Origin of the sequence: Streptococcus sp. KHUD_010 (assembly GCF_040207525.1) — a bacterium.
Taxonomy (GTDB): Bacteria; Bacillota; Bacilli; order Lactobacillales; family Streptococcaceae; genus Streptococcus; species Streptococcus hominis.
This window is the reverse complement of record NZ_CP157941.1, coordinates 792,594-805,258: the sequence shown is the minus strand read 5'-3', so window position 1 is coordinate 805,258 and position 12,665 is coordinate 792,594. Positions and strand designations below refer to the sequence as shown.

General features: G+C 38.1%; 14 protein-coding genes. 5 read left to right on the top strand and 9 right to left on the bottom strand.

The window, feature by feature from the left end:
- Positions 1-20: 20 nt before the first annotated feature.
- Positions 21-479 (top strand): DUF1836 domain-containing protein, encoded by a 459-nt coding sequence (locus ABKA15_RS03980; protein ID WP_049512967.1) that lies wholly within the window; start codon positions 21-23, stop codon positions 477-479.
- Positions 463-1,110 carry a hemolysin III family protein gene (locus ABKA15_RS03975; RefSeq protein ID WP_350015388.1) on the top strand — a complete coding sequence of 216 codons (648 nt, stop codon included), beginning with the start codon at positions 463-465 and terminating at the stop codon, positions 1,108-1,110. Before ABKA15_RS03980 ends, ABKA15_RS03975 begins: the two co-directional genes overlap by 17 nt.
- Positions 1,111-1,219: 109 nt before the next feature.
- Here the strand turns inward: ABKA15_RS03975 and ABKA15_RS03970 are convergent, their stop codons facing one another.
- The 8 genes from ABKA15_RS03970 to ABKA15_RS03935 form a co-directional block, all read right to left on the bottom strand.
- Positions 1,220-2,176 (bottom strand): ABC transporter permease, encoded by a 957-nt coding sequence (locus tag ABKA15_RS03970; RefSeq protein WP_049512858.1) that lies wholly within the window; start codon positions 2,174-2,176, stop codon positions 1,220-1,222.
- 1 nt (position 2,177) lies between these two features.
- Positions 2,178-3,242, bottom strand: a complete 1,065-nt coding sequence (locus tag ABKA15_RS03965; protein WP_049512860.1) for an ABC transporter permease — start codon at positions 3,240-3,242, stop codon at positions 2,178-2,180.
- Positions 3,235-4,770, bottom strand: a complete 1,536-nt coding sequence (locus ABKA15_RS03960; protein WP_003024370.1) for an ABC transporter ATP-binding protein — start codon at positions 4,768-4,770, stop codon at positions 3,235-3,237. Before ABKA15_RS03960 ends, ABKA15_RS03965 begins: the two co-directional genes overlap by 8 nt.
- Before the next feature lie 136 nt (positions 4,771-4,906).
- A complete protein-coding gene (locus tag ABKA15_RS03955) occupies positions 4,907-5,962 on the bottom strand; it encodes a BMP family protein (protein ID WP_003032189.1) in 1,056 nt (351 codons plus the stop codon).
- A gap of 72 nt (positions 5,963-6,034) precedes the next feature.
- Entirely contained in the window at positions 6,035-6,424 is a 390-nt protein-coding gene (locus ABKA15_RS03950; RefSeq protein ID WP_049512864.1) for a cytidine deaminase, read from the bottom strand.
- On the bottom strand, positions 6,411-7,073 hold the full coding sequence (deoC, locus tag ABKA15_RS03945; protein ID WP_049512866.1) for a deoxyribose-phosphate aldolase: 663 nt from the start codon (positions 7,071-7,073) through the stop codon (positions 6,411-6,413). Before deoC ends, ABKA15_RS03950 begins: the two co-directional genes overlap by 14 nt.
- Before the next feature lie 18 nt (positions 7,074-7,091).
- Positions 7,092-8,369, bottom strand: a complete 1,278-nt coding sequence (locus ABKA15_RS03940; RefSeq protein ID WP_106387931.1) for a pyrimidine-nucleoside phosphorylase — start codon at positions 8,367-8,369, stop codon at positions 7,092-7,094.
- On the bottom strand, positions 8,366-8,959 hold the full coding sequence (locus ABKA15_RS03935) for a class I SAM-dependent methyltransferase (RefSeq protein WP_350015387.1): 594 nt from the start codon (positions 8,957-8,959) through the stop codon (positions 8,366-8,368). The genes ABKA15_RS03940 and ABKA15_RS03935 overlap by 4 nt, the downstream gene beginning before the upstream one ends.
- Before the next feature lie 94 nt (positions 8,960-9,053).
- On the opposite strand from ABKA15_RS03935, the gene coaA reads away from it, so the two are divergent.
- The 3 genes from coaA to ABKA15_RS03920 all read left to right on the top strand — a co-directional run bounded on the left by coaA (position 9,054) and on the right by ABKA15_RS03920 (position 10,852).
- A complete protein-coding gene (gene coaA / locus ABKA15_RS03930) occupies positions 9,054-9,974 on the top strand; it encodes a type I pantothenate kinase (protein ID WP_049512872.1) in 921 nt (306 codons plus the stop codon).
- Between the two features lie 53 nt (positions 9,975-10,027).
- Positions 10,028-10,279: a 30S ribosomal protein S20 gene (gene rpsT / locus ABKA15_RS03925; protein ID WP_020999623.1), complete on the top strand. Its 252-nt coding sequence runs from the start codon at positions 10,028-10,030 to the stop codon at positions 10,277-10,279.
- A 63-nt stretch (positions 10,280-10,342) separates the two neighbouring features.
- Entirely contained in the window at positions 10,343-10,852 is a 510-nt protein-coding gene (locus ABKA15_RS03920) for a DNA topology modulation protein (RefSeq protein ID WP_049512874.1), read from the top strand.
- 48 nt (positions 10,853-10,900) lie between these two features.
- Here ABKA15_RS03920 and ABKA15_RS03915 read toward each other — a convergent pair whose 3' ends face one another.
- Entirely contained in the window at positions 10,901-12,514 is a 1,614-nt protein-coding gene (locus ABKA15_RS03915; RefSeq protein ID WP_049512875.1) for a M20/M25/M40 family metallo-hydrolase, read from the bottom strand.
- Positions 12,515-12,665 lie beyond the last annotated feature (151 nt).

The following is a 12,665-nucleotide window of genomic DNA, read 5'->3' as shown; positions in this document are numbered from 1 at the left end:
ATAAGAAAGAGGTGGATATTTTGGAAATCACAAAATTCCCAACTTGGGAAGAACTACCAGAGTTAGATCTTTATCTTGACCAGGTTCTCCTCTATGTGAATGGTGTCAACGAACAAGCATTTCATAGTACAGATAAGCCTTTAACGGCTGCTATGGTCAATAATTATGTGAAACACGCCCACATTCCAAAGCCAATTAAGAAAAAATACAATCGTGTACAGATTGCTCGTCTGATTGTACTGACGACGTTAAAACCTGTCTTTCCAATACCAGATATTATCAAGACGATTCAACTGCTGGTAGACAGAAAAGATTCGGCCACTCTTTATAATGAATTCGTTAATTGCATGCAAGAAGAAAAAGCTGACACAGTCGCACCTGCTATTGAAGCAGCTTGCCAAACGGTAAAATTATTTCATCAAACAAAAAAATTAGCTCTAGCCTTAGAAGGAGGTAAAACAAATGAATCAAACGCTTAAACTCAGCAAAAAACTCAGCTTCGGGGAAGAAATTGCCAATGCTGTCACTCACGCTGTTGGGGCTGTGGTTATGTTAGTACTGCTTCCTATCTCAGCCATTTACAGCTATGAAGAACATGGTATGCTTGCCGCTGTCGGAGTTTCAATTTTTGTCATCAGTTTATTTCTGATGTTTCTTTCTTCAACGATTTACCATTCAATGAGCTATGGTTCTACGCATAAGTATATTCTACGGATCATCGATCATTCAATGATTTACATTGCTATTGCGGGAAGTTATACGCCAGTCGTACTATCTCTTATGAACAATTGGTTGGGTTATCTTATTATCACAATTCAATGGGGAACGACCATTTTTGGTATTTTGTATAAAATATTTGCTAAAAAAGTTAATGAAAAATTTAGCTTGGCACTTTATCTTATTATGGGCTGGTTAGTGATTCTGATCATTCCGCAAATCATTGGTCAAACGGGACCTATTTTCTGGGGATTGATGTTAGCTGGAGGACTCTGTTATACTGTTGGTGCAGGATTTTATGCTAAGAAAAAACCATATTTCCACATGATTTGGCACCTCTTTATCCTAGCTGCTTCTGCACTTCAATATCTTGCTATTGTCTATTTTATGTAAAACATTTTAAAAACAATCATTCTCTGAGTCGCTCTTCTTAGCAGAATGATTGTTTTTTTATCAAAAAAGCCAGGCTACTTTGAAAAGTAACTTGGCTTTTTGCAATAGTTTATTTTGATTTAATATAATTGACACCGTCTGCTTTTGGTGCAACAGCTTTTCCGAAGAATGCTGCCAACACAACAATAGTCAATACATAAGGTGCAATTTGTAGGTACACAGCTGGTACATGTGATAGGAATGGTAATTGACTTCCGATAACGGCCAAACTTTGAGATAGTCCAAAGAATAGACTTGAAAGCATAGCGCCAATTGGATTCCATTTACCAAAAATCATAGCAGCCAGTGAGATGAATCCTGGTCCGATAATGGTTGTAGCAGCGAAATTTACGGAAATAGATTGTGCATAAATCGCTCCACCAACACCGCCAAGAAAACCTGAAATCATCACACCGTAATAACGCATAAGATAAACATTGATACCGAGGGTGTCTGCCGCTTGTGGGTGTTCCCCTACGGAGCGCAAACGAAGCCCAAATTTCGTCTTAAACATAATGAACCATGCTAGGAAAGCAAACGCAACTGCAATATATCCCATTAAGCTGGTATGTTTAAAGAAGATATCTCCAATGACTGGAATATCTGATAATAGTGGAAAATTAAATTTACCAAATGATACTTGAATATTATCTGTTTGCCCTTTATTATAGAAAGCTTTTACCAAGAAAATCGCTAACGCAGGCGCCATTAAATTGAGCACTGTACCACTGACAACGTGATCCGCACGGAAATTGATAGTCGCTACAGCATGAATGAGTGAGAAAATTAGTCCCACAATACCACCGACTAAAAGTGCTAACCAAGGAGTTAAATTTCCAAAGATATTCACAAAAGTAAGGTTAAAGACAACTCCTGAGAAAGCTCCCATAACCATAATACCTTCAAGTCCGACATTAACAATCCCAGCATGCTCTGAGAAGGCACCACCGATACTAGTAAAGATTAAAGGTGCCGCATAAATCAGCATAGAGGAAACTAACAGACTTAACATTGTTACAAAATTCATCTTATTTTCCTCCCTTTACTTTTGCTTGTTTTCTTGGTTTGATAAAATGTTCAATGATGTAATGAATACTTACAAAGAAAATAATTGATGCTGTTACAATATTGACCAATTCCGCTGGAATCGTTGCGGTGTTCATACCTGGAGCTCCGACTTGAAGCACGGCAAATAAGAATGCTGCAAAGAGAATACCAATTGGTGAATTATTTGCCAGCAAGCTAACGGCCATACCATTAAAACCGACAGCTAGGGAACTTCCTTGTACATAGACATTTTGGAAAGTTCCAAGTCCTTCAACAACACCTCCGACACCGGCAAGAGCACCTGAGATAATCATTGAAAGGATAATTGTTCTTTTAGCAGACATCCCTGCATATTCACTCGCATTTGGATTTAGCCCGACAGAACGGATTTCAAATCCAAGCGTTGTTTTTTTCAGCATAAACCAGATAAGGACAACTGCAATGACCGAAAAGAAGATTCCGATATTCATCCGTGAATTATTGGTCAATGCTCGTAGCCATTCTGTTTGATAGGTTGCATTAGCTCCAACCTTAACACTTGAGTCAATACTTTGCATAACACTTTTTGGGAAACTATGAATCATTGCGTTTCCAACATAAAGAACGATGTAGTTCATCATAATCGTAACGATAACTTCACTCGTTCCCAAATAAGCACGAAGAATACCTGGAATAGCGCCGATAATCCCACCAGCTATTGCTGCAATGACAACCGTAGCAAGAATCATAATTGGACGAGGAAGATTAGGAAATGAAAGTGCAAACCAGCCACTCAAAATCCAACCAGCTAAAGCTTGCCCTGGTAAGCCGACATTAAAGAATCCAGCCCGACTTGCTACTGCAAACCCAAGAGCAATTAAAATAAGTGGACCCATTGCACGGAAAATTTCACCAATACTACGGATAGTACCAAAAGCAGCTTTGAACAGCTCTTCATAACCCCAGATAGCATCATAGCCAAAAATCCACATGATAATGGCACCGAGTAAAATTCCAAGAACAACGGAAATCAAAGGCACCGCAATTTGCTGTGTTTTCTTAGTCATTTGAATCTCCCTTCTTAATTTCACCACCAGCCATCAAGATACCCAACTCTTGTTTATTTGTTTCTGCTGGGGTAACAATACCTTGAATCTTACCATCATGGATAACAGCGATACGGTCTGAAACATTCAGGATTTCATCTAATTCAAAGCTGACAACAAGTACTGCTTTACCCTTATCACGTTCTTCAATCAAACGTTTATGAATGTATTCAATCGCTCCGACGTCTAATCCACGAGTTGGCTGACTAACGATTAAAAGGTCAGGATTGCGGTCTATTTCACGAGCAATAATGGCTTTTTGTTGATTTCCTCCTGAAAGAGCAGATGCTGGAACACTTTCACTTGCAGCCCGAACATCAAATTCATCCATTAACTTTCGTGCATAAGAAGTGATATTATTGTAATTCAAAATTCCATTTTTGCTTAATGGCTCCTTGTAATAAGTTTGCAGAGCCATATTCTCAGATAACATCATATCTAAAACCAAGCCATCACGATGACGGTCTTCTGGCACATGACTAACTTGCATTTCAGTAATTTTCCGCGGAGATAAGCCAACGACTTCTTTACCCTTAATGGTAATGCTACCTGATTTCACCTTTCGAAGACCTGTGATTGCTTGAACTAGCTCGCTTTGTCCATTGCCATCAATCCCAGCAATTCCGACAATTTCACCAGCTCGTACATCCAAAGATAAATTTTTAACAGCAGGCACACCACGATTCTCATTCACAACCAAATCTTTAATAGATAGAACAACTTCTTTTGGATTTGAAGCTTCTTTTTCCGTTGTAAAGGATACCGAACGTCCCACCATCATTTCAGCAAGATCTTTATTCGTTGCGCCACCAATCTCAACGGTTTGAATACTCTTACCGCGACGGATGACAGTGACACGATCAGAAACAGCACGGATTTCATCCAATTTGTGCGTAATCAAAATGATGGATTTTCCTTCCTTAACTAGATTTTTCATGATATGTTCTAGTTCTTCAATTTCTGAAGGAGTTAATACTGCTGTTGGTTCGTCAAAAATCAAGATATCTGCGCCACGATACAATGTTTTCAAGATTTCAACACGTTGTTGCGCACCGACTGAAATATCTTCAACTTTTGCAGTCGGATCCACAGCTAAACCATATTTTTCGGATAGTTCCTTGATGTCTTTGATTGCCTTTCGAATATCTAAAACACCATTTTTGGTCGTTTCACTCCCCAAAATGATATTTTCAGCAACCGTAAAAGCCTCTACCAGCATGAAATGCTGGTGAACCATTCCAATTCCTAAAGATGCTGATTTCGATGGAGAATCAATTGTCACTGATTTTCCATTCACAGTAATCTCACCACTTGTTGGCTCAAGCAAGCCAGCCAACATATTCATCAGAGTGGACTTGCCCGCTCCGTTTTCTCCTAAAAGTGCATGAATTTCACCGCGTCTTAGATTTAAGTTGATTTTATCATTTGCGACAAATTCACCAAAAATCTTGGTTATTTCATGCATTTCAATGACATTCTCATGTGCCATATGATTGATTCCTTTCAGAAATTATTTTATTTCAGTAAAACTCACTAAAAGATTAGCCAGCTTTACTGAGACAAAAGCTGTCTCAATCTCAAAAAAGCGGCCCACGAAGGTCGCTTCTTGAGTGTCAGGTTATTATTTATTCTGTAGGAACTTTAATACTTCCGTCAAGGATTTTTGCTTTTGCATCTTCAACAGCTTTTTTAGCATCATCTGATAAGTTCTTAGTTGTCAAATCTACTCCACCGTCTTTTAGACCGTAAGTTGTAGTTTTTCCTCCTGGGAATTTATTTTTTGCTGTTTTGTTAGCAATATCTTTTACAGTACCACCAACTTTTTTCAAGCTAGATGCCAAAACAAAGTTAGATTCTTTGCCGTCTTTAGATTTGTATTTACCTTCATCGTTTTGGTCGCGGTCAACACCGATAACCCAAACTTTGTCAGATTCATTTCTAGTTTCGTTGATAGATTTTGCTTCGTTGAATACACCAGCACCAGTACCACCGGCTACTTGATAAACAACATCTGCACCAGCTGCATATTGAGCTGCTGCAATCGTCTTCCCTTTAGAAGCATCTCCAAAGCTTTCAGCGTATTTCACATCAATCTTAATAGAAGGATCTACTGATTTCACACCAGCTTCAAAACCTTTTTCAAAACGAGTTAATACAGCACCTTTGATACCACCAACAAAACCAATCATTTTTGTTTTAGTTGTTTTGGCTGCAGCCACACCAGCAAGGTAAGCAGCTTCGTTATCTGCAAAGAGTGCAGAAGCTACATTCTTTTGACCTTTAATTTCATCATCAATAATAACATAGTTAATATCAGAGTGATCCTTTGCAGCAGATTCTACTGCATTACGAAGAGCAAATCCAATACCAAATACTAATTTGTAATTGCTAGAAGCAGCTTGCTCAAGGTTTGTAGCGTATTCAGATTCGTTTGTAGATTGGAAGTAAGTAAAGCCATGGTCTTTTGTCAATCCATTTTCTTTACCCCAAGCTTGCAAACCTTCCCAAGCAGATTGGTTAAATGATTTATCATCTACACCACCTGTATCTGTAACAATTGCAGCTTTCAAATCCGTCTTTGCATCTTTATTATCTGATTTAGATGCACGGTTACCACATGCAGCAAGTCCAATTGCTGCGACAGCTACTAGACCAAGGCCTAGCCATTGTTTCTTGTTCATCTCTGAACCTCCTAAATAAGATGTGCAACAACGTTGCAAGATTAACTATGGTCAAATGACCTTTTTTACTAACTAGTCTAAGTTAGTAAAAGAATATGGAAGTAATTCCCTGACCGTCATCACGACCGTCGATTTATCTTTGGCAACAAGCGTTACCTTTAAATCCTTAGAAAAAAATTCCGCCATTACTTGTCGACAAGCTCCGCATGGAGAAACAGGCTGTTCGGTTTCACCGTAGACGATTAACTCCTCAAAATCTGTAACACCTTCAGAAATCGCTTTAAAAATAGCTGTGCGTTCCCCGCAATTTGTCAAACCAAAACTAGCATTTTCAATGTTCACACCTGTAAAAATCTGACCATTTTTTGCTACTAGTACGGCACCAATTGGAAAATGAGAATAAGGAACGTAGGCCTTTTTACTTGTCTCAATCGCTAGATCAATCAACTCAGTAGTCGCCACTAGCTTTTTCTCCTTTCATAATGGCTACACCAGAAGAAGCTCCGATACGCGTTGCGCCTGCTTCAATAAATGCAACTGCATCTTCATACGAACGAGCCCCACCTGAAGCTTTTACACCCATATCTGGACCCACTGTCTTTCTCATCAATGCTACATCATGAACAGTAGCTCCACCTGTTGAAAATCCAGTTGAAGTTTTTACAAAGTCTGCACCAGCTTTTTGGGCTAACTGACACGCTACAACTTTTTCTTCATCAGTTAACAAACAAGTTTCGATAATTACTTTTACAAGTGTGTCACCGCTTGCTTCCACAACAGCAGCAATATCTTCTTCTACCAACACCAGATTTTGAGATTTCAAAGCACCAATATTGATAACCATGTCTACTTCGTCTGCTCCGTTCTTAATGGCATCTTTTACCTCAAAAGCTTTTACAGCAGGTGTATTTGCACCCAAAGGGAAACCAATAACAGTACAAACCTTAACATCTGTATCTCGTAATCCTTCTGCTGCAAAGCTGACCCAAGTTGGGTTGACACAGACACTTGCAAAATCATATTCTCTTGCTTCTTCAATCAATTTTTCAATTTGCTCTTGTTGAGCATCTGGTTTCAAAAGCGTATGATCAATGTATTTATTTAACTTCATTTTCGGTTCTCCTGTAAGTTAAGCGATTACTTCAATAATCTCTTGAACTTTTTTCGGCTCATTACTTATTTTAACATTTTTTTTGAATTCTGTAACTAGTTCTTGTGAAATTTTTTCATTTGCATAAACTTTTGCGACAATTTCACCAATTTCGACTGATTCTCCGACTTTCTTTTCAAAAACAATTCCTGTTTCAAAGTCTAAGGCGTCGGTTTTCACAGCTCGGCCAGCACCCAGTCGCATAGCAAATAGGCCAAATTCCATAGCTGGTAATTCAGAAATATAACCAGCTTCGTCTGCAGTTACTTCTACAACGTATTTTGCTGAAGAAGGACTGTACAAATCTTCTAAATCGCCACCTTGCGCTGCAACCATAGCTTCAAATTTTTGAAGAGCTGAACCATTCAATAGATGTTCTCGAACCTCGTCTACAGTTTTTTCGACATTTGCTAAGCTGAGCATGATTTGACCTAATTCACAAATAAATTCAGTCACATCTTCCCGACCTTTTCCTTGCAAAATATCCAAAGCTTCCAGAATTTCCAAACGATTACCAATACTGGTTCCTAAAGGTTGGCTCATATCAGTGATAACAGCAGTTGTTCTACGCCCAACTGCCTTTCCTAAATCAACCATAGTGCGAGCTAGAGCACGCGCATCATCCAAATTCTTCATAAATGCGCCTTCACCAACTGTCACATCTAGTAAAATACTATCTGCACCAGCTGCGATTTTCTTACTCATAACAGAACTTGCGATTAAAGGAATGGTATCAACGGTCGCCGTCACATCACGCAAAGCGTACAACAACTTGTCTGCCTTCACCAACTGATCAGACTGACCAATGACGGATAGTCCAATATCCTGTACTTGCTTAATAAATTCTTCTTGGCTGCGCTCAACTTGAAATCCTTTAATGGATTCTAATTTATCAAGCGTTCCCCCTGTGTGACCGAGTCCACGACCGCTCATTTTAGCAACAGGGATTCCAAAACTAGCTACCAAAGGCACCAGTACAAGCGTTACCTTGTCTCCTACGCCTCCGGTTGAATGCTTATCAACCTTAACGCCAGATATAGCTGACAGATCAATTTGCTGACCTGTCCCTACCATGGTCATGGTCAAATCAGATATTTCACGAGTGGTCATGCCTTTAAAATACACTGCCATTGCAAAAGCTGACATTTGATAATCTGGCACAGTTCCAGTAACATAACCTTCAATTAACCACTTGATTTCATCGCTGGTTAATTCTAAGCCGTCTCGCTTTTTCTGAATAACATCAACTGCTCTCATATTTCCTTCCTACTTCTAAGGATATAATATCCCTTATCTTTTTTTAGGATTTCGCAGTTTCCAAAAACTTCTTCCATCTTGGCTTTGGCACTTGGGGCACCTTGTTTTTTTTGAATAACAATGGTTAAATCCCCACCGTCTAGTAAGTGCGTATAACTTCCTGTAATCACCTCATGAACGACCTGTTTCCCTGCTCGAATCGGTGGATTACTGATAATATGATGAAATCTCCCTTCTACATTTCGATAAAGATTAGATTGAAAAATCGTAGCTAGGGCTTGATTGCGCTCAGCATTTTGACGCGCCAAATCAAGAGCGCGCTGATTTATATCAACAAGCGTCGCTTCGACTTCTTTAGCTTTGACCAAAGTCAGTCCCAATGTTCCATAGCCACAACCAACATCTAATACGCTTTCTTGCTTATGAAAATCAAGACACTTTAAAAGAGCTTGACTGCCATAATCAATCATTTTCTTACTAAAGACTCCTGCATCAGTCAAGAAAGTCATCTTTTGACCCAAAAGCTGAGCCTTCAATTCGTGAATATCATGCTCTGCATCTGGATTTTCTGCGAAATACATTTTAGCCATAAAACTATTTTAACATAAAGACCTTTTATTTGTAAACCGTTTACAATTTGTTTAAAATTATGTTATACTATTTGTCAACTAATAGGAGTACATAATGACCAACGAATTTATTCATTTTGAAAAAATTAGTCGAAAAACTTGGCAAAACTTACATCGCAAAACAACCCCACCTTTGACTCAAAAAGAGCTAAATTCTATCAAAAGTTTCAATGATAAGATTAGCCTTCAAGATGTGACAGATGTTTATCTCCCCTTAACCAATCTTATTCAGATTTACAAGCGTTCAAAAGAGGATTTGGCATTCTCAAAAGGGATTTTTTTACAGAAAGCAAGCAAGCGGCAACCGTTCATCATTGGCGTTTCTGGAAGTGTCGCTGTTGGAAAATCTACTACTAGTCGGCTGTTGCAAATACTTTTATCTCGGACATTTTCAAATGCAACTGTTGAATTGGTAACAACAGATGGATTTCTTTATCCTAATGCTCATTTGGAGGAGCAAAATCTTCTTAAGCGTAAAGGCTTTCCAGAAAGTTATAACATGGAGCTGCTGCTTGATTTTCTTGACAATATCAAAAATGGACAAGACTATCAGATTCCCGTTTATTCACATGAAATTTATGATATTGTTCCTGATAAAAAACAGTCTGTTACAGCTGCAGATTTTGTCATTGTTGAAGGTATCAACGTTTTCCAAAATCCACAAAATGAACGCCTTTATATGACGGATTTCTTTGATTTTTCGATTTACGTGGATGCGGAAGTTGAAAATATCGAAACTTGGTATCTGGACCGCTTTAAAAAATTGCTCACTTTAGCAAAAGAAGATCCAAATAACTATTATCATCCTTTCATTTCTCAGCCAGAAAACAAAGTTATGGAATTTGCTCAAAATGTCTGGAAATCTATTAATCTTGTCAATTTACAGGATTATATCGAACCCACACGCAACCGAGCTGAAATTATTCTTCATAAAACAGAAAATCATGAGATTGATGAAATTTACTTAAAAAAATAAAAAAGCTTGTCAAATCTCAACTTTTCATATATAATTAGATAGTTAGTATATCATTGGAGGTGAAAACATTGGCAAATATTAAATCAGCTATCAAACGCGCTGAATTAAACGTTAAACAAAACGAAAAAAACTCAGCTCAAAAATCAGCTATGCGTTCTGCAATTAAAGCATTTGAAGCAAACCCTTCTGAAGAACTTTTCCGCGCTGCAAGCTCAGCTATCGATAAAGCAGAAACTAAAGGTTTGATCCACAAAAACAAAGCGAGCCGCGATAAAGCACGCCTTGCTAGCAAACTTGCAAAATAATCTGCATAACGTAAAAAGAGCTCAAAGGAGCTTTTTTTGTTGCATCGGTAAGAAAGGCTCTATATGAAAATCGCAATTATCGGCTACTCCGGCTCTGGAAAGTCTACACTTGCTAAATATTTAGCAAAACATTATGACACCTCACTGCTTCATTTAGACATGCTACAATTTCTACCCAATTGGGAAATGAGTGACCGCAACTGGATGCAAGAGCAAGTTAAGGATTTTTTAGAAGCCAGAAAAAGCTGGGTAATAGACGGAAACTACAGCCCCTGCTGCTATGAAGAGAGAATGGAGCAAGCAGACCAAATTATTTTTTTAAATTTCTCGCCTTGGAATTGTCTTTTACGGGCTGCAAAGCGTTATTCCAAGAACAGAGGTAAGGTCAGAGACAGTATGGCACAAGGTTGTCCTGAAAAGTTTGATTGGGAATTTATCCGCTGGGTCTTACATGATGGACGAACTGCTAACATTCGGAAACGATATGAGAAACTTCAAAAAATGTATCCCTACAAATTTATAGTTCTTCATAACCAAAAAGAACTAGATAACTTTTTAGAGCAATTTTCATAAAAAACAAGAGCTATGTTCAATTCAGTTAAGAAGATAGCTCTTGTTTTTTTATTTTTTAATACAGTCAATATGTTCTAGCAAATATAACAGAAATTGAGGAATCGTCTCCAACATATCCTTTTCATAGACGCGTTCTGTTAACTGGTGTAAATCTTTTCCCCAAGGACCCAGATTGATTCCGGGAACATTAATGTCCTGAATTTTCTCAAAATCAATCGAATATAAACATTCAGGAACAGCCATACTCTCGATAATTTTCTGATACTCTTTAACAGATTTTTCTAAAGCACAGTAACTAATGTCACAGATTCCCATAAAGAATTCTTCGACTTTTAAACTACTAGCTCCTTGTTCAACCAAGTAATCCCTATAAAATGCAATGAGTTTTTCAATATCAACCACGCTATTTTTCAGATGCCGACAATTCATGGAAGGATAATAAGGTGGTGCGATAGCCAGCACAACAAATGCTTCCTTTTTATCATAGAAATCTAACACCTTTTGAACAGTTGCAATGGTTATTTCTTGATAGCTTGAACCCGCTTGAAATGCTTTATAAGCAAATTGGTTTACCTTGTGCATGAATTCGTCAAATCCATCCTTCTTTTGACATAACTGGATTAACTCTTCATAAGTCAATACACGAGGTTTTGTGACTTTTTTATCCTCTTTATAAATCACCTGCAAAGCCTGATAACGCTCATAAAATTTATCAACAGCTTCTTGACAAAGATGTTGAATCGTCGCCATCAGCTCTTTCGGACTTTTATCTAAATAAAGAACACTAAAATAACCTGCTGCTCTGAGAACAGTTGACACATCATAATTTTCCTTCAAATCACGCATATAAGACCACGAAGGCAGAGGAGCCTGCTCTCCATAAATCGAATCCGACAAAAGGGGATTGAGATCAATTTTTTCCACTACTTTTGCGAGGAGTGAAACAGCATTGATACCCTTGAGAGGTTCTTTCATGTGGGAAAGAATACCCTGCGTCACCACGACAGGCATCATTTTCCCAACTGTTCCAACATGCAACACTTTTTCTTGAGCTGAAGGACTTTCAAATGGTTCTGAATCAATCGCCAAGATATAATTCAGATGAAATTTATTTTTCAGATTAGCAAGCAAACCTACAGCAGCACGCATTCCCTGAGAATAAGATTCCTCATCTCCAACTGATAAATAAAGAAGATTCACTTTCCCTTCTGCTTTGCTCGCATATTCTGCTACTACTCCCAATTGCAAAGCCAATGCAGCTTTCATATCACATGACCCACGACCAAACTGCCATTCGTTAGAACCGATATCTTCTAGTACATCTTGACCTAGTGAAGCACTCGCTAAAGCCTTTTTCAAAGCAGCATTGTCAAAAGCAATTTCTTTTAAATTGCCAAAGTCTTCGATATCAACTGTATCATGGTGGTGAAACAAAATCACTGTATCTGCACGATGACGTTTTACCAAAGCCCAATTAACATTACGCCGATAAATATCATCCGGAATCTGATAGGTGCCAAAGTAATCTGAATGCTCTTGAAAATACGGCAAACTGCCAATATATTGATTGAGAAAATTTTCAATATTTCTTTCTGAACTCGTATGCGTGAAACTCTCAATCGCCATGCTCTTGTCAAAAATATCTTGAATCCTATTTTTCATCAATGGCTCCTTCAACTTTTTATAAAAATAGCTTGCTAGCCTTATTATATACCTCAACAATCATCGTTTCAATCTATTTTTCATCCTCTGATTCTATAAAATTTACGCAAACGTTTGCGCTGTAAAGATTATTTTGATAAAATAGTAGCCA

What these genes read in the sequence shown, in the direction of transcription:
- ABKA15_RS03960 (WP_003024370.1), bottom strand. Translation starts at nt 4,770, where the DNA reads ATGGCACATGAGAATGTCATTGAAATGCATGAAATAACCAAGATTTTT.
- ABKA15_RS03955 (WP_003032189.1), bottom strand. Translation starts at nt 5,962, where the DNA reads ATGAACAAGAAACAATGGCTAGGCCTTGGTCTAGTAGCTGTCGCAGCA.
- ABKA15_RS03940 (WP_106387931.1), bottom strand. Translation starts at nt 8,369, where the DNA reads ATGAGAGCAGTTGATGTTATTCAGAAAAAGCGAGACGGCTTAGAATTA.
- deoC (WP_049512866.1), bottom strand. Translation starts at nt 7,073, where the DNA reads ATGAAGTTAAATAAATACATTGATCATACGCTTTTGAAACCAGATGCT.
- ABKA15_RS03915 (WP_049512875.1), bottom strand. Translation starts at nt 12,514, where the DNA reads ATGAAAAATAGGATTCAAGATATTTTTGACAAGAGCATGGCGATTGAG.
- ABKA15_RS03920 (WP_049512874.1), top strand. Translation starts at nt 10,343, where the DNA reads ATGAAAATCGCAATTATCGGCTACTCCGGCTCTGGAAAGTCTACACTT.
- ABKA15_RS03975 (WP_350015388.1), top strand. Translation starts at nt 463, where the DNA reads ATGAATCAAACGCTTAAACTCAGCAAAAAACTCAGCTTCGGGGAAGAA.
- ABKA15_RS03970 (WP_049512858.1), bottom strand. Translation starts at nt 2,176, where the DNA reads ATGAATTTTGTAACAATGTTAAGTCTGTTAGTTTCCTCTATGCTGATT.
- ABKA15_RS03965 (WP_049512860.1), bottom strand. Translation starts at nt 3,242, where the DNA reads ATGACTAAGAAAACACAGCAAATTGCGGTGCCTTTGATTTCCGTTGTT.
- ABKA15_RS03935 (WP_350015387.1), bottom strand. Translation starts at nt 8,959, where the DNA reads ATGGCTAAAATGTATTTCGCAGAAAATCCAGATGCAGAGCATGATATT.
- coaA (WP_049512872.1), top strand. Translation starts at nt 9,054, where the DNA reads ATGACCAACGAATTTATTCATTTTGAAAAAATTAGTCGAAAAACTTGG.